Annotated in this window: 20 protein-coding genes; 10 read left to right on the top strand and 10 right to left on the bottom strand. The window is 38.3% G+C overall.

Going from position 1 to position 16972, the window contains the following annotated elements:
- The first annotated feature begins 3 nt into the window (after window positions 1-3).
- From rpmA to BLS38_RS05320, 6 genes are all read left to right on the top strand, one after another.
- Entirely contained in the window at window positions 4-261 is a 258-nt protein-coding gene (rpmA, locus tag BLS38_RS05345; RefSeq protein WP_092747430.1) for a 50S ribosomal protein L27, read from the top strand.
- A gap of 224 nt (window positions 262-485) precedes the next feature.
- Complete coding sequence (gene lolA, locus BLS38_RS05340; RefSeq protein ID WP_425283465.1) at window positions 486-1148, top strand: outer membrane lipoprotein periplasmic chaperone LolA; 663 nt, start codon at window positions 486-488, stop codon at window positions 1146-1148.
- A 95-nt stretch (window positions 1149-1243) separates the two neighbouring features.
- Window positions 1244-1999, top strand: coding sequence for an RsiV family protein (locus BLS38_RS05335; RefSeq protein ID WP_092747426.1), 756 nt, complete (start codon window positions 1244-1246; stop codon window positions 1997-1999).
- Between the two features lie 130 nt (window positions 2000-2129).
- Entirely contained in the window at window positions 2130-3401 is a 1272-nt protein-coding gene (serS, locus tag BLS38_RS05330) for a serine--tRNA ligase (protein ID WP_092747424.1), read from the top strand.
- A 48-nt stretch (window positions 3402-3449) separates the two neighbouring features.
- Entirely contained in the window at window positions 3450-4823 is a 1374-nt protein-coding gene (gene cysG, locus BLS38_RS05325; RefSeq protein ID WP_092747422.1) for a siroheme synthase CysG, read from the top strand.
- A gap of 28 nt (window positions 4824-4851) precedes the next feature.
- The gene (locus tag BLS38_RS05320) at window positions 4852-5325 is read left to right on the top strand and encodes a tRNA (cytidine(34)-2'-O)-methyltransferase (RefSeq protein WP_092747420.1); all 474 of its coding nucleotides are present in this window, start codon (window positions 4852-4854) and stop codon (window positions 5323-5325) included.
- On the opposite strand, the gene BLS38_RS05315 is transcribed toward BLS38_RS05320, so the two are convergent.
- On the bottom strand, window positions 5309-5692 hold the full coding sequence (locus BLS38_RS05315; RefSeq protein ID WP_092747418.1) for a winged helix-turn-helix transcriptional regulator: 384 nt from the start codon (window positions 5690-5692) through the stop codon (window positions 5309-5311). The two genes, BLS38_RS05320 and BLS38_RS05315, sit on opposite strands and share 17 nt — an antisense overlap.
- An 89-nt stretch (window positions 5693-5781) precedes the next feature.
- Between BLS38_RS05315 and BLS38_RS05310 the strand changes: the two genes are divergently transcribed.
- Window positions 5782-6336 (top strand): flavodoxin family protein, encoded by a 555-nt coding sequence (locus BLS38_RS05310; RefSeq protein WP_092747416.1) that lies wholly within the window; start codon window positions 5782-5784, stop codon window positions 6334-6336.
- A gap of 49 nt (window positions 6337-6385) precedes the next feature.
- Here BLS38_RS05310 and BLS38_RS05305 read toward each other — a convergent pair whose 3' ends face one another.
- The 6 genes from BLS38_RS05305 to rpoD form a co-directional block, all read right to left on the bottom strand.
- The gene (locus BLS38_RS05305; protein ID WP_244518193.1) at window positions 6386-7777 is read right to left on the bottom strand and encodes an APC family permease; all 1392 of its coding nucleotides are present in this window, start codon (window positions 7775-7777) and stop codon (window positions 6386-6388) included.
- Window positions 7778-8006: 229 nt separating this feature from the next.
- Window positions 8007-9188, bottom strand: coding sequence for an iron-containing alcohol dehydrogenase (locus tag BLS38_RS05300; protein WP_092747412.1), 1182 nt, complete (start codon window positions 9186-9188; stop codon window positions 8007-8009).
- A 4-nt stretch (window positions 9189-9192) separates the two neighbouring features.
- On the bottom strand, window positions 9193-9720 hold the full coding sequence (locus BLS38_RS05295) for a hypothetical protein (RefSeq protein WP_092747410.1): 528 nt from the start codon (window positions 9718-9720) through the stop codon (window positions 9193-9195).
- A 16-nt stretch (window positions 9721-9736) separates the two neighbouring features.
- On the bottom strand, window positions 9737-10396 hold the full coding sequence (gene lipB, locus BLS38_RS05290) for a lipoyl(octanoyl) transferase LipB (protein WP_092747408.1): 660 nt from the start codon (window positions 10394-10396) through the stop codon (window positions 9737-9739).
- 44 nt (window positions 10397-10440) lie between these two features.
- The gene (locus BLS38_RS05285) at window positions 10441-10728 is read right to left on the bottom strand and encodes a YbeD family protein (protein WP_092747406.1); all 288 of its coding nucleotides are present in this window, start codon (window positions 10726-10728) and stop codon (window positions 10441-10443) included.
- Between the two features lie 76 nt (window positions 10729-10804).
- Window positions 10805-12706: an RNA polymerase sigma factor RpoD gene (rpoD, locus tag BLS38_RS05280; protein ID WP_092747404.1), complete on the bottom strand. Its 1902-nt coding sequence runs from the start codon at window positions 12704-12706 to the stop codon at window positions 10805-10807.
- A 375-nt stretch (window positions 12707-13081) separates the two neighbouring features.
- Between rpoD and BLS38_RS05275 the strand changes: the two genes are divergently transcribed.
- Together BLS38_RS05275 and BLS38_RS05270 are read left to right on the top strand one after the other, a co-directional pair.
- Window positions 13082-13282 carry a PA3496 family putative envelope integrity protein gene (locus BLS38_RS05275; RefSeq protein ID WP_092747402.1) on the top strand — a complete coding sequence of 67 codons (201 nt, stop codon included), beginning with the start codon at window positions 13082-13084 and terminating at the stop codon, window positions 13280-13282.
- A 59-nt stretch (window positions 13283-13341) separates the two neighbouring features.
- Window positions 13342-13860, top strand: a complete 519-nt coding sequence (locus BLS38_RS05270; protein WP_092747400.1) for a YecA/YgfB family protein — start codon at window positions 13342-13344, stop codon at window positions 13858-13860.
- Window positions 13861-14446: 586 nt separating this feature from the next.
- Here BLS38_RS05270 and trhO read toward each other — a convergent pair.
- On the bottom strand, window positions 14447-15379 hold the full coding sequence (gene trhO / locus BLS38_RS05265) for an oxygen-dependent tRNA uridine(34) hydroxylase TrhO (protein WP_092747398.1): 933 nt from the start codon (window positions 15377-15379) through the stop codon (window positions 14447-14449).
- A 119-nt stretch (window positions 15380-15498) separates the two neighbouring features.
- Between trhO and BLS38_RS05260 the strand changes: the two genes are divergently transcribed.
- Window positions 15499-15981, top strand: coding sequence for a DUF1289 domain-containing protein (locus BLS38_RS05260; RefSeq protein ID WP_092747396.1), 483 nt, complete (start codon window positions 15499-15501; stop codon window positions 15979-15981).
- 1 nt (window position 15982) lies between these two features.
- On the opposite strand, the gene pth is transcribed toward BLS38_RS05260, so the two are convergent.
- Together pth and rplY are read right to left on the bottom strand one after the other, a co-directional pair.
- Entirely contained in the window at window positions 15983-16561 is a 579-nt protein-coding gene (gene pth, locus BLS38_RS05255; protein WP_092747394.1) for an aminoacyl-tRNA hydrolase, read from the bottom strand.
- A gap of 20 nt (window positions 16562-16581) precedes the next feature.
- Complete coding sequence (gene rplY / locus BLS38_RS05250) at window positions 16582-16878, bottom strand: 50S ribosomal protein L25 (protein WP_092747392.1); 297 nt, start codon at window positions 16876-16878, stop codon at window positions 16582-16584.
- Between the last annotated feature and the right edge of the window lie 94 nt (window positions 16879-16972).

Raw genomic sequence — 16972 nt, 5'->3', positions numbered from 1 at the left:
GACATGGCTCATAAAAAAGCTGGTGGTTCGACACGAAACGGTCGTGATTCAAACCCAAAAATGTTAGGTGTTAAAGCTTACGGTGGTCAAACAATCACTGCAGGTACAATTATCGTTCGTCAACGTGGTACAGAATTCCACGCTGGTACAAACGTAGGCATGGGCCGTGATCACACTTTATTTGCTACAACTGATGGTGTAGTGAAGTTTGAAGTGAAAGGTCAGTTCGGACGCCGTTATGTGAAAGTTGAAGCGGCTTAATTGCTTCTCTGACACAAAAAAGCACGCTTAAGCGTGCTTTTTTATATCTGTTACGTAGCAGTTACCCTATATTCATAAATACTTTAAAACGGCACATTTGAAATATATAACGACACAAAATATTGTATTTTCAATACATTTTTAACTACAGCATTGTAAGGATTGTCCTTACAATAGACATTATGTAAAAATGAGATGTCGTGATGAGTATCAAAACAATTGTAATGAGTGTAACGATGGCCTTGTCTTTGGGCGTTACGCCGTATGTGGTTGCAGCACCTGTGTCTGCAGCGAGTCAGCAGGCTACACAATCATTGGTACACCAATTAACAGGGCTTCGTAGTTTTAGTGCGGACTTTGAGCAAACAACAAAAGCAAATGTAAAAAATAATCTTCCTAAAAAACCTGTGGCAGCACAGCATTTAAATCAAAAATTTACTGGGGTTATGAAAGTTGAGCGTCCCGGTAAATTTTATTGGGAAACCACAGCACCTTCTAAGCAATTGATTGTGACGAGTAGTAAAACGATTTGGATTTATGACCCCGATTTACAGCAAGTAGTACGTCAGACTGTGAGCGATCAAGTTGCAAATACTCCAGCACTATTACTTTCTGGTAATACAGCACAAATTATGCAGTCATATATTGTGTCACAACCAGATTCGAGCAAAAACTATTATACGCTGACGCCTAAAAATACAGAGGGTAGTTTTCAAGACTTAAGTATTGGCTTTGCAAAAGATGGTACACCCAGTGTGATGGTGTTAAATGATGCTCTAGGGCAAACGACTACTATTAATTTTAGTCGTGTAGTAAAAAATGCAAAAATAGCAGCATCTACATTTAACTTTGTGCCACCTAAAGGGACTGACATCATTGATCAGTAAATCGTTGAATCGGCGCACCAAGATACATTTTTACTATGTGCATAGGGTCATGCTCTTTTGTATATTGGCTTTAAATGTATTGAGGTGATGTAGATATGAGATTTTCTAATGGTCAGTTTGGTCTTGTGATTGGTGTGGTTTGTAGCATTGCTCTGATCTCAGGTTGTCAAAAACAAAATACAGAACAAGACAGTGCTAAAACAGCTTCGGTGAGTACGGAAAAAGTCGTGTTGCCAGCCGTGTCTGCTAAAACAGTTGGTATGGTATTGCCACAAAAAGTATATTGTGAAGCTGATGAATGTACTGATTACACGATACAAACAGTCGAGACCAATTTGCCTTGGGTAAATGACTACTTTTCACAGCGTCTTACAAAAGATGCACCATTGGCATTTTCAAAGTCCCCTCGGGCTGTTCCTAAAGATACTAAAGAGCAAGACATTAACCAAAGTAATTACACGGTGAAATTCGTGTCACAAAATTATCATTTGGTTACTTTTGTACTTGAAAGTGATAGCTACTCTGCAGGTGCTGCTCATGGTATGTATCATAAAGAGTATGTGGTTTTTGATCTAAACACGAAGAAACGTGTAACAATGTCTGATCTGTACTCACCTGATCAGCAAGTGAAAGTGTATCAAGCCCTATATAGTGCCAATGAATCATGGTTAAAAGAGCATGGTATAGAAGCGGGCAAATTAGAGCCTACAGATAACTTCTATTATAGCCAAGACGGCATTGTTTTTGTTTATCCACTGTATGAGTTGGCTTCTTATGCTGAGGGTATGACAGAGTTGATTTTGCCATATACAGATGCTAAGGCAGTGATAAATTCTCAATATTTACCGTAAAACTTTGCTTATGTTGAGTTGACTTCGTAAAAATTATTCACGAAGTCAACTCAATTGTATAATCTGATTGTATTTTTAGCGGGGAAACGCTTACACTGTAAGGAGTTTTTTTCATGTAATCAGACTAATTATGATTGACCCAAAGCAACTTAGAAATAATATTGAAGCTGTAAATTTAGCACTTGCAAAACGTGGTATTCAACTAAACGTAGACGAATGGTCAGACTTAGAGTCTCGCCGTAAAATATTGCAATCAAAGACAGAAAGTTTGCAAGCAGAGCGTAATAGTGGTGCTAAACAAGTTGGGCAGATTAAAAAGTCAGGTGGAGATGCGTCCGAAATTATGGCGCGTATGCAAGCAATTGCAGATGAAATTAAAGCTGCTGAAGTCGATTTATCTGAGTTACAAAGTACGCTAGAAGACAAGCTATTAGCAATTCCAAACTTACCAGATGATTCTGTTCCAGAAGGTAAAGATGAAGCGGACAATCTAGAAGTCGCTCGCTGGGGTACGCCACGCACTTTTGACTTTGAAGTGAAAGATCATACCGATCTTGGTGAGATGATGGGTGGTTTAGAGTTTGAAACAGCGACTAAGCTGACAGGCTCACGCTTTAGTGTACTTAAAGGACCACTGGCAAGACTACAACGTGCGCTTACACAGTTTATGTTAGACACGCATACTCTGAAAAATGGCTATACCGAAGCATATGTACCTTATATGGTCAATGCAGACAGTTTGCGTGGCACAGGTCAATTGCCTAAGTTTGAAGAAGATTTATTTAAACTTCAAGGCGAGAAAGCGTACTATCTTATTCCGACAGCCGAAGTCCCAATCACGAACTTTGTACGTGACGAAATTATCGACGCACAGCGTTTACCGCTTAAATATACAGCACATACGCCATGTTTTCGTAGCGAAGCAGGCTCATATGGCCGTGATACACGTGGCCTTATTCGCCAGCATCAGTTTGATAAAGTTGAGATGATTCAGATTGTTAAACCTGAAGATTCTATGCAGGCATTAGAAGATTTAACCTCGCATGCTGAAGGTATTTTACAGGCTTTAGGCTTGCCGTACCGTAAAGTGTTATTGTGTGGTGGTGACATTGGTTTTAGTGCGCTTAAAACATATGACTTAGAAGTATGGGTGCCAAGTCAAAATACATACCGTGAAATTTCAAGCTGTTCAAACACAGGTGATTTCCAAGCACGCCGTATGAAAGCAAGATACCGTACCGAGCAAAAGAAAACTGAATTTGTGCATACACTCAATGGTTCAGGACTTGCAGTAGGGCGTACATTGCTTGCGATTCTAGAAAATTACCAACGTGCAGATGGTTCAATTGAAGTACCTGAAGTATTGCGTCCGTATATGGGTGGCGTGTCTTTTATTGACTAATTTGTCATGTGTTATTGTCTAGCCAGTTGCCAGATTTAAGGGGTTGATGTGGATATTTTTCCCATTTCATTAAAGTTGAAACAACAAATTTGCCTGATTGTTGGTGGGGGTGGCATTGCTTACCGTAAGGCATTTTTACTCAATAAAGCAGGTGCAATTTTACATATTGTTGCACCTGATGTTTCAGCAGACCTAGAGGCACTGGTGCTAGCAGGCAAAGGGCAAATTTTTAAGCGTTACTTTACTGAAACAGATCTAGACTTCCCTTATAAATTAGTTATTGCTGCTACAGACAATGCTAAAGTAAACCAGTCTGTATTTGAGTATTGTGAAGCCCGTAATTTATTGGTGAACAGTGTAGATGATATTCCACACTGTCGCTTTATGGTGCCTGCAATTGTAGATCGTTCGCCATTGGTGATTTCAATTGCTTCAAATGGTACATCACCGGTGCTATCACGCCAGCTCAGAACACAACTTGAAACTATGATTCCGCATGGTATGGGAAAATTGGCTGAGTTTTCAGGCGATTGGCGTGCTCGTGTGAAAGCTAAAATTCCAAGTCCTGAAGAACGCCGTATTTTTTGGGAAAATTTGTATGCAGGTTCTCTCAAAGAACATGTGTTCAATGATCAATTAGAAAAAGCCCAAGCGATTATGCATGATGCTTTAAATACTTGGCAGACACCTAAGGGTGAGGTGTATTTGGTGGGAGCAGGGCCGGGTGACCCAGAATTACTTACACTGAAAGCTCTGCGTTTAATGCAGCAATCTGATGTTGTTATCTATGATCGCTTGGTGTCTGCACCGATTTTAGAATTATGCCGCCGTGATGCTGACAAAATTTATGTGGGTAAATCACGTTCAAACCACAGTGTGCCACAAGATGGGATTAACCAGTTGTTGGTGCAATATGCAAAAGAAGGGAAACGCGTCTGTCGTTTAAAAGGCGGAGATCCATTTATTTTTGGTCGTGGTGGTGAAGAAATTCAAGAGTTATTTGCTGAAAATATTTCTTTTCAGGTTGTACCGGGTATTACAGCTGCTTCAGGTTGTGCAGCGTATGCGGGTATTCCATTAACGCATAGAGATTATGCACAAAGTGTTCGCTTTTTAACAGGTCATTTGAAGGAAGGCTCACCTGAGTTACCTTGGAAAGAGCTAGTTTATGAAAATCAGACCCTTGTTATCTATATGGGGCTTGTAGGGCTAGATACTATTTGTAAGCAATTGATTGCACATGGCCAGTGTGAAAATATGCCAGTTGCCCTTGTTTCTAAAGGAACAACAGCTGACCAAAAAGTTGTGATTGGCACGCTAAGCAATATTGTATCTAAAATACATCAACATGATATTCAAGCCCCTACATTAACAATTATTGGTGATGTTGTTCAGCTTAGAGAGCAGTTACAGTGGCAATAATGTCATTGAAAGAAATAAGGAATTTTACGTGATCCATGTTGTTTTATTTGAGCCTGAAATTCCAAGCAATACAGGAAATATTATTCGATTGTGTGCCAATACTGGCGCACAATTACATTTAGTTCGTCCTTTAGGTTTTGAGTTAGACGACAAAAAGCTCAAGCGAGCAGGTTTAGACTACCATGAATATGCACGGATGAAATTATGGGATCATATTGATGAATGTTTAGATTTTTTAAAACAGCAAGGTGTAGCGCATATTTTTCCTCTTACGACAAAAGGCAGTGCAACTCCCCATACTGTTGACTTAGACAGACCTGTTGCGTTACTCATGGGCCCGGAAACTAGAGGCTTACCAGAGCATGTCCGTTTAATGTTTCCTATTGAGCAATGGATTAAGCTACCTATGGCAGAAAATTCTCGTAGTTTAAACTTATCAAATGCGACTGCTGTGATTGTATATGAGGCATGGCGTCAACAAGGATTTAAGTCTTTAATTTAAATAGGTTTATATCATACGCTTTTTGGGCAGTGATCACTTTATGAATGTTATTTTCTGCCCAATATTTCATTTGGTAGGCTGTATGTGCAAACTCCTTCCCAAACATTGTTAATGCGTACTCCACTCGTATAGGAGAAGTATCTAACACTGTTCGTTTTATAAAACCATCTCTTTCGAGATGTTTTAGTTTTTGAGAGAGTACTTTAGGCGAGATTCCTTCGATATTTTTCTTTAATAAATTAAAATGTTGAGTATTCTTTTCAAGCGTTGCAATAATAAGCAATACCCATTTATCTGCTAGGGTTTCAAAAAATAATCGCGCAGGACACTCTAAGCTGTAAACATTATAGCGCTTTAATGAATCCATTTTCTTCCTCTAGTTACATATAGGTAACTTATTGACAGCTAGTATCTAAAGTATATTATGAATATGACATAAAATATAGAGGTTAAGTCATGACTAAAATTGCTGTTGTGTATTTTTCAGGATATGGGCATACAAAAGTTATAGCAGAGACATTTGCAAAAGCATCAGAAGCGGTATTAGTTGAAATTAATCAAGAAGGAGAAATCAGTCAAGAGAGCTGGGATATTCTAGATCAAGCCAATGCTATCGTTTTTGGTGCACCAACATATATGGGCGCAGCGCCTTGGCAATTTAAAAAATTTGCAGATGCATCGTCTAAAGTTTGGTTCGTGCGTGGGTGGCAAGATAAAGTTTTTGCTGGGTTTACCAATAGTGCAAGTTTAAATGGTGACAAACAAAATACCCTCCTTCAGTTTCAAACATTAGCATCACAGCACGGTGGAATCTGGGTAAGTTTAGGACTATTACCTGCAAATACAAAAAATTCAACACGTGATGATATTAATAACCTAGGCGGTTCAATTGGATTGCTTGTACAAACGCCATCAGATGCAAGTACGAGTGAAATTCCTCAGGGGGATTTAGACACGACTAAGGTATTTGCTAAAAGAGTAAAAGATATTGCTCAGAAGATATTTAGATAAACAGTAATTCAGTAAAAAAACCAGCGAAGATATCGCTGGTTTTTTTGTTTTAATCGTTTTTATATTGTGGCGGTGGAATTTTAAAGCCTTTGGTTTTATAACCTAAGAATAAAACCCCTGCAATTGCCCATACAATACCCCATTTTAAAGCCACGTGATCAATTTGTAACCACAATGCACCTACAGCAATAAAGCCAAGCATTGGAATAACAACAAAGTTAAACATGTCTTTTGGTGTTTTTGTACGTCCTTCACGTAATGCATATTGTGAAATCACAGATAAGTTTACGAAGCTAAATGCGGTTAATGCACCAAAGCTAATGAGTGATACAACATGATCTAAATCAGTGAAGCCAGCTGAAAGTGCAATAATACCGACCAAAATAATATTAAATTTCGGTACAGAATTCTTTTCACTGATATGGCCAAAGTATTTTTTATTAAATACACCATCACGACCCATCACATACATCAAACGTGACACGCCTGCGTGTGCAGAAATACCTGAAGCCATGACTGTAATAATTGCAAAACCTAATATGACAGACTTAAACAGCTCGCCACCCACAATTTTTAAGATATCTGGCTGTGTTGCATTGACATCAGAGAAGTATTTACTCGGATTTCCTGGGAAATATAGTTGCATAAAGTAGGTTGCAACAATAAAGATTACCCCAGAAATGAGTGCTGTTAAGAAAATTGCACGTGGTAATACTTTATCTGTATCTTTAGTTTCTTCTGCTAACGAGCTCAGTGCATCAAACCCAGTAAATGAGAAGCATAAAATAGTCGCACCAGTAATGAGTGCACCAACTTTGACTTCTTCACTGAATAAAGGCTTAGTTGACCACAGTGTAGCATCATGAGTTTGACTCATTCCTAATGCATTAAGGGCAGTATCACCAACAGATAAATGTTTGATAATTAAAATGGTAAATACAGTAATCACAATCAGTTGGAAAAATACAATTAAACCATTAAAGTTTGCAACAAATTTAATTCCCCTTAAGTTTACCCACGTCATAAATGCAGTGAGGCCAATCACCCATACCCAGTGATTTACACTTGGAAAGATATCTGTTAAGTAAATAACAGCCAATAAAATGTTGACCATAGGGCTAAGAATATAGTCAAGCAGTGAAGACCAGCCGACCATAAAGCCTGCATTAGGGTGAATTGAGCGCTGTACATATGTATAGGCTGAGCCGGATGATGGATAGCGCCTAATCATATTGCCATAACTTAAAGCTGTAAAAAGTACAGCCAAAAGTGCAAAAAAGTAAGAAGTTGGTACATGCTGAAAGCTAGCTTCGGACACCATACCAAAAGTATCAAACAACGTCATGGGTTGGATATATGCCAAACCAATAATGATGATATGCCCGAGCATAAGCGTTTTTTGCAGTGAAGCTGCCGGTTGAGTCCCAGATGTATTAGTCAACGGCGGTATCCTCATAATGTGATCAAATAATAGACCAGTTTTATATTTTAAGGATCGTTTAGGACGAACGATCCCCCCGATTTTAATTTAAGCGGGCGATTTTATAGCAACTTGTTTACTTATGTAAGGAAAAACGCAAGTTTTAACAATTTTTATGAGTTCACGTTTAACCAATGCATATAAAAAAGCCCGATCATTAATATATCAGGCTTTAGTTGATTTAAAATCTTTACCACGCTTTTTCTAAAATATTTTTTAAATCCTGTCGATTTGCTTCTTTCGGATTATAAATAATAGATCCATCATTGATTGCTGTTTCTACAATTTCATCGAATTGCGACAGTGAAACTTGACGAGTTTCTCTGAGTGTACGAGGTAAGTGGGTGAGTTCAAACAGCTGATCTCTTAAATCTAAAATAGTACGAATAGTTTTTTCTGCACGTTGCTCAGGTGGTGTGAGTGCATATATTTCAGGACCTGCAATATGTAATAATAGTTCTGCGACTTTATTACGATTAACTGACAGGTTGTATTCTAAAACATAAGGTAAAAAGAGGTTCATGCAAATACCATGCGGTAATTTTGCAATTGCGCCGAGCGCATGTCCTAGGGAATGAACGAGCCCAACCATAGAGTTAGAAAAAGCAATACCAGCCATGGTAGAGGCTTGAGCAATTTCTAGTCTTTTCTGTGCATCTAGTGGTGATTCTAAAACAGCCAGTAAATTTTGTGTAATCTTTTGCATGGCAGCAGTGGCATATGCATCGCTGATGGGATTAGCACCTAAACCAGTGTAAGCTTCAATGGCATGAGTCAGTGCATCCATTGCAGTCATTGCAGTAATGTTGGTGGGTAAAGTGAAGGTCATACGTGGATCTAAAACGGCTGCATTTGGCAATAAGTGTTGAGATGCAAATGCAACTTTAGTTTTAGACTTATGGTCAGAAATCACTGCAACCATTGTCGCTTCTGAGCCAGTGCCTGAGGTAGTTGGAATCACAAAAAGTGGCTTTAATGGACGTTTTAAATGGTGTGCGCCAGCGTATTGTAATAAATCATTACCACCTTCACTGACTAAAATATTTACGGCTTTTGCAGTATCAATGACTGAACCACCACCAACAGCTAAAATAGCATCACACTCGTTATTACGATACAGTTGCGCTGCCTGTTTTACAGTCTCTACACTAGAATCTGGCGGTACATGATCAAAAATAGCTGTAATATCTGTATTTGCCGCACTAAAAATACTTTCAATCGGTTGCAACAGTTTGTTATGGCGCACACCTTGATCTGTAATAATCATAGGTCGTTTTACACCAAGTATATTTAGCTCAAATGGAATATTTTCAAGTGCGGCATGGCCTGCAATAATTTTTACAGGACAGAAAAACTCGTAGTAGGCATTCATATTACTAACTCCGCTTTAAAAATGACTGAGCAATTTTGAGGTAAATTTTACTGGCATGACTTACTTTTTCTTTCAGTACTAAATCAGATGGGTATTCTTTGACGGCTAAACTGGCTACAGCTTTAGGTAAAATAATCGCTTCCATTTTATTTAAGCAACGAACCAAGCGCACAGCATAAGAAAGGTCACCATCTGCAATCATGCGGTCATTAGCAAATGCTTGTGCAGTACTTTCTTGAAAAGACAACACCATGTAAGCAAAGCTTAAATGTTTAAATGTAATGGTTAAGTCAGACTTTTGCTGAGGTTTAGACAGTAGTAAAAGATGATGGTTTTCTTGAATTTGAATCGTAAACGAAGGCCCTTGTGAAAATACATTCATCGTAAATGTAAAACCAACAGGTAGTGTTGCAAATTCATTTTTAATTTCTATGTCGACTTCATTGGCAGTAACCAAGCCACGGCCAACGATTTGCAACATGGTTTTAACATATGCCATTTGCATAGTGGGTTTTAGATGATGTATAGGCATAGCAACAGTTCACCTTCTATTGAAAAACAACATCAATGTTTGTGTAAAATTGAGTATTTTGCATGTACTGTACAAGGTCATGTTGTACTGTAGCAAGGTCAGTTGGGTCTTCCTTAAGTTGATTGATGCTAGTCATATGTAAATTGGCATATCCGCAAGGATTGATGGTCTCAAAACCTTCAAAACTACAATCTACATTTAATGCAAAACCATGGTAACTACGACCACGGCGAATTTTAAATCCTAAAGAACCAATTTTCTTTTGTCCAACGTATACACCAGGAGCATCTGGTTTGGCGTAAGCAGTAATTTGATGGCGCTTGAGAAGATCGATCATAAGTTGCTCTGTAAAGCTGACTAAAGTTCTGACATTCCAACCTAAGCGATTTAAGTCAAAAAGTAAATAACCGACCAGTTGGCCAGGGCCGTGCCAAGTCACTTGACCACCACGGTCGCTATGTACGACTGCTAAGCCACGATCAATTAAAATATGTTCAGGCTTCCCAGCTTGCCCTTGTGTAAGCACAGCATGATGCTCAAGTAACCAAATTTCATCGGGTAAATCAGTATCACGCTCATGGGTGAAATTTTTCATGGCTTCAAACATGACGCTATAGTCTTGTAATGTTTGAAAACAACGAATAATTAAGCTTGGCTTGTGTTCAAGTATAGGCATGATTGCAGGCCATAATGTATTAAAAATTCACTCAAAAGTGGTTTTTATAGTGCCGTTTTAATTAAAGGGCAAGCCGCTAAGTCTGCATATAATGCATGGACTTGTTCAAGTTCATCAAAGCGAAGCTGCGCAGTAATAGAATGATACTTTCCTGTGCGAGAAGGCTGAATAGATAACGTCTTTTCGTCAAACTCGGGGAAGTGTTTTACCAGTATCTCAACCACCGCTGTTTTAAGTGGATCACCAGCTTCACCAATCAGTTTAATAGGGTAGTCCATTGGGAATACCCAAAGGTCTTCACGTAATTCTCTTGATGGTGTGCGATCTAACATATTGACCTCTTTTAGTAATGAACGCCTGCAATAAGCAGGCGTTTTAAATGGAGATTATGGGCGAAATGGCATAGATTTAGTCATTTTCTAGGAATGAACGTAGATGCTCTGAGCGAGAAGGGTGGCGTAATTTACGTAGCGCTTTGGCTTCAATTTGACGAATACGCTCACGTGTTACATCAAACTGTTTACCCACTTCTTCTAGTGTATGGTCAGTTGGCATATCAATACCAAAACGCATCTTCAGTACTTTTGCTTCACGCTCTGTGAGATTCTCTAATACATCACGTGTCGCTTCCTTTAATCCTTCAGAAGTTGCAGCATCTACAGGTGAAGTAATGTTTGAGTCCTCAATGAAATCACCTAGATGTGAATCTTCATCATCACCGATTGGCGTTTCCATTGAAATTGGTTCTTTGGCAATTTTAAGCACTTTTCGAACTTTGACTTCATCCATTTCTAAGCGTTCACCAAGTTCTTCAGGTGTGGGCTCACGGCCCATTTCTTGCAGTAACTGACGTGATACACGATTAATTTTATTAATCGTTTCAATCATATGTACAGGAATACGAATAGTACGGGCTTGGTCGGCAATAGAACGAGTGATTGCTTGACGAATCCACCATGTTGCATAAGTCGAGAACTTATAACCACGGCGGTATTCAAATTTATCAACCGCTTTCATGAGGCCAATGTTACCTTCTTGAATCAAGTCAAGGAACTGTAGACCGCGGTTGGTATATTTTTTGGCGATTGAAATTACTAGACGTAAGTTTGCCTCAACCATTTCTTTTTTGGCGCGGCGGGCTTTTGCCTCACCAACAGCCATACGTTTAGAAATGTCTTTAATTTCAACAACACGTAAGCCAAGTTCAGTTTCAATATCTGCAATTTTTTGTTGAAATGCTAAAACGTCTGGACGTACTTTTTCTAAATGACCTTTAGTTTCAGCAGGTGTTTTCTCAAGTTGTTGGTCTATCCATGTTGGGTTAGACTCTTGACCTGGAAAAGTTGTTCTAAATAAGTTGCGATCCATACGGCCACGGCGTAGGGCATAGCGCATGATTTCTCGTTCAGATTGACGAATTTGTTCATGTGTACCACGAATCATATTTGAGATTAAGTCAAATAGTCTAGGGGTAAATTTAAACATCATAAAGACGGTAGCAAGGTTCTGTAAGGCAATATCTGCTTCACTAGAATTACGGCCATGCTTTTTAATGGTTGCTTTCGTTTCTTCCCAAGACTTAGACAGTTCATCAAAGCGTGCTTTTGCAATTTCAGGGTCAGGACCTGACTCGCCTTCAGAGTCATCAGAATCGCTTGACTCTTCATCTTCATCTTCGTCATCGTCAAGTTTAACATCTTTGGCTTTTGGCGGACTTGTTTTCGAGCTACTTGTATTTTCTTTATCTAGAGAGGATTCATCCTCAATGACTTCTGGAATATCTTCATCAGTTTCTGGATCAAGATAACCTGATAAAATGTCTGCTAAGCGGCGTTCGCCTAGATTATATTCTTCATATTCTTTAAGTACGACTTCAACCGCATTTGGCCAATACGCGATAGAGTGTAAAACGTCACGAATACCTTCTTCGATTCGTTTTGCAATGCTAATTTCACCTTCACGGGTCAAAAGTTCTACTGTGCCCATTTCACGCATGTACATGCGTACAGGGTCAGTGGTACGACCAGGTTCACTTTCTACAGAGGCAAGAACTGCTGCAGCTTCTTCTTCTGCAACTTCATCGCCTGAGTCATTTGACTCACCAAATACGGTATCGTCATTTTCTGGAGCACGTTCGTGCACGGGTATGCCAACATCATTCAACATTTGAATGATGTCTTCAATTTGTTCGCTTTCAGTAATTGAATCTGGTAGGTGGTCATTAACTTCAGCGTAAGTTAAATAGCCTTGTTCTTTTCCTCGGCTAATCAGAGCCGCTACTTGAGAAGTAGGAGAATTGATATTGCTCATCTTATGCTTACCCTTTAGTTAATCAGTGGCAGTAAAACCATATATAATACCATGCTTTGTCATATTGTTTTGAAGATTTTCCCATTTACTGCATCTAGGATTTTAACTCATATTACATGGTGCATTCTTGCTTATAGTGAATAGTGGGGGCAGGTATTTTATTTTCAAGTAAAAATAATGCTGTACCTTGCAATTTGTCTATGGCTTTCATGTATGCTGACATATGGCCTGACATCGCTTATTGAATGAACAACCATGTCATAAATGAGCTTTTTCCGATTGGAAAAACAAATTTTAAAATATAAATCTTGACATTTATTTTTAACAAAGATATACAGCGCCTAAAGAGATCAATTTTTATTGAGGTGTAGTTGAGTGTCTTCTACCGATTTTGAATTAGATGATAATTATGATGACGATTCAAGTTTTGATGATTCATCGAGTAAAGTGACTGCAAAAGAGTCATTGGAAAAACGTCGTTTAATTGATGAGCTACTGGCACAGCGCCGTTTAGAACGTGAGCTTAAAGAATTTGATTACGATTTTGATGATGACGATGATTTTGATGATGAATAATCATGTTATGGTAGTTCTACATCGAACACCTTGTTAAGCATCATGATAGAGGAAATACAATGAGCTTAGATTTAGATTTGCTTGCCGAATATTTAGATGGTGAGACCAATGAGCATGGTTTAGATTTTGCAGCAACACATGGTTTTTTGACTGCAATAGCCGTTGGCCCAGCTTTTGATCGTTGGTTAGCCGAATTGTTTGATGGTAAGCAAACTGCAGTACCTAAAGATATTGTTGCACAAACTAAACTGTGGTTAGATGACATTCGTCAAGATTTAGCTAATGAAGATGGAATTAGTTTTCCATTTGAAGTTGAAGAAGCTGATACTGAATCTAGCCTAGGAGATTGGGCTGTTGGCTTTGTTGATGCAATGTTTTTAAATGAAGATGCATGGTTTGCACCAGAGTTTGAAGAGCAGTTGGTTGATTTAACATTGCCGATTATGGTGTTCAGTGGTATTGATGATGAAGATCCTCAAATGGAATCATTTCGTCGTAATGGACAGTTAATGGATGAGCTGGCTGAAGAGATTCCAGACAACCTAAATGAATTATACTTAATGTATCATACGCCATAATATTTTTTAAAACACCTTCTTAAAAAGGTGTTTTTTTTATGTTTTTCAGGTTGTTTTATGAATTGGGTAAAGTCGTGTTTGTGCGCTTATATTAGGCCAATACATGATTTGAACATTTAGACTTATTTTTTAAGATCTAAGTGATATGTTCATAATATCAATAAAATATAATGTGAAAAATAATATTTGTGAAGTGTTTTATGATGTACACAATTCTTTCTTTGATCGTGTGTAAAGGGCGAAGAAGAAGTGAGACAGTACTGATTTGACGTGATTAAAAAGACACACAGTATCATCAAATATTACAGCCACATATGTGTAAGATAAGTGCACAAATTTTTCTCAATGGTCTATGGGGGGTAAATGCATCGCTGCTATAGATTGATTTTTTAAAGAGGAGGTAGGTGGAATTTCACCTTACACGGCTTGAGCCCAAAGAAGTCTCTCATCTTGTTAATTTATTATTGAAGAATTTAGAGGCTGAAATGGTGTATACAGCGCATGATAATCTAGAATATTGCAATTATAATAAGCTCATAAAAAAGGCAGCAATGTAAATTGCTGCCTTGATCAAAAAGTAAATAAATTATAGACGTTTGCGTTTTGCAGCCACAATTTGTGATTGACGCATTCTAAAACTTTCTTTTTGTTTATCTGATGTCTGTTCAATACAATACATACATGAAACACCATGCTCGTAGCTTGTTAATTTTGCTTCACTTTCGTTAAGTGGCCAGCCGCAAGCATGGCATTTAATATTAGATCCTTCTTCCATACCATGTTTTACAGTGGTACGGCCATCAAAAACAAAGCATTCACCTTCCCAAAGACTTTCTTCTGCAGGTGTTTCTTCTAAATACTTTAATACGCCACCTTTGAGGTGATATACCTCCTCAAAACCTTCTTGTAAGAGCAAAGAGGTTGATTTTTCACAACGAATGCCTCCCGTGCAGAACATCGCAATTTTCTTATTTTTATGTTCAGCGAGTTGTGTTTTCACATATTCTGGAAATTCACGAAAACTTTCTGTTTTGGGATCAACTGCATTTTTAAATGTACCAGCTTTGTACTCATAATCATTACGAGTATCAATTAAAATAACATCATCTTGTGCAATGAGTTCATTCCATTCTTTTGGGTTGAGGTAGTGACCCACCAGATTACGTGGTTTGACCTCTACACCCAAAGTCACAATTTCTTTTTTGAGCTTAATTTTCATTTTTCTAAAAGGCTTGTCTTCGCTGAAAGATTCTTTATACTCCATGTCGTTAAAGCCTTCGTTCAATAAAAACTGCTGTATAGTATGAATTGCATTTCGGTCACCAGCTACAGTACCATTAATGCCCTCACTAGCAATAATCAGAGTCCCACACAAGTTAATCGTTTTTACCAAATCTAGAAGGCGTTGCTGTAAATTGGCAACATCATTGACTTCTTTGAATTGATATAATGCGGCAACAACCCAACTTGTGCTCGCTTGCTGTTCTACAGGTGCAAGCTGTTCTACAGTAGCGTTCATGGATACTCCAATTATTAAAGTTTTGAAAAAATTGAGCGCATATTTTAGCGTGAAATTTGTAAATAAGCGAGAAATCCATATAGAAATTATGGTTTTTGCAAAAGATTTTGGAGTGTATTTTGAGTAAAGATCATCAGTTAAAAGCATTAACCCCATGTGCGGGTCGTTGCTCAACAGTATTTGGTGATCAAGTGTGTCGTGGTTGTAGACGATTTGACCATGAAGTTATACGCTGGAATAATTATACAGAAGAACAACATTTAGCGGTATGGAAGCGCTTAGACGAACAGCTAGATCGAATTTTGGTACCTATGCTTGTACATGCAGATATATTGCAAGTTGAGCAATTTCTAGATAGAAAAAAAGTAAGATTACCAGCAAATGCAACTTTGGGGCGTAAACTCTATCATGCTTTAAAATTGTGTGAAAAAAATAATCACTTAGCAGATGAAAGTGGTTTAGGAGTAAAAGTATCTGCTGTAAGGGCGGTGTGGGATGCGTTTGAAGCCAAAGTTTTAAAATTAGCAGAAGCGAGTTATGAGCTGGCTTGGATTAGGGCTAATAGTTTTGGTAAAAAATTAATAGATATGATTGAAGAGTAAGTTAAGGCTTGTATGCATTGATTTCATTCATGGCTTTTTGAATATCGCCATGTATAAGTGGGCGAGATCGAGATAAAGCATGATGAATTGCATCATCGATAAGATCTTGCTCACTACGAGGTGCTTTCGTCAGTACATGACCTGCAACACGTTCTTTGCTACCAGGGTGACCAATACCAATGCGTAGACGATGAAAGTTAGCACCAATGTGTGGCACAATATCTTTTAGCCCGTTATGACCACCGTGACCACCGCCAGTTTTTAAGCGAATGACACCAGGGTTCATATCAAGTTCATCGTGTGCGATTAAGATAGATTCTGGGGGGATTTGATAGAACTTACTGAAAGGTATAACGCTTTGACCAGATTTATTCATAAAAGTGGTTGGTAAAAGTAGCCTAACATCGTGACCTTCGATTTGACCACGACCAGAAAGTGCAAAAAATTTTGCATCTGTTTTGAGGCTAATATTGTATTGTTCAGCAAGACGCTCAACAAACCAAAAGCCTGCATTATGTCTAGTTTGGGAGTACTGACTACCAGGATTTCCCAAACCGACAATAAGCGAAATATTTTTCACAAAATAATGCTTAGATTGACTTATGCGCGTTTAAAGTCAGCGTGCATAGGTGTTTCTTTTGAAGGGTGACGTTGTAGCGCTTGAATTTTAACGCTTTCAGTTTTATCGCCAACTTTAATTTCGATAACATCTGTAAAGAACGCATCTTCTTGAAGAAAACGTACAAGTTGACGAAGTTCTAATGTTACAGCAACAGGTGCAGCATCGCCACCATAGATGATTGCTGGAACTTGTGCTGCATGACGAAGGCGGCGGCTCGAACCTTTCCCTTGTTGATCGTTAGCACGTTCTTGAGCATTTAATACAAAGTTTGACATAAAGATGTCCTCATTAAGTGAGTTGGAACTAGATTTGCGACCAATCTAGTGATAAAAAAGACCTTAATAAATATTAAGGTCTTTATTTTTGATA

It is taken from the genome of Acinetobacter boissieri, from assembly GCF_900096955.1.
Taxonomy (GTDB): Bacteria; Pseudomonadota; Gammaproteobacteria; order Pseudomonadales; family Moraxellaceae; genus Acinetobacter; species Acinetobacter boissieri.
Note: the sequence above shows the minus strand (reverse complement) of the source record. Positions and strands in the feature narration are given on the sequence as shown.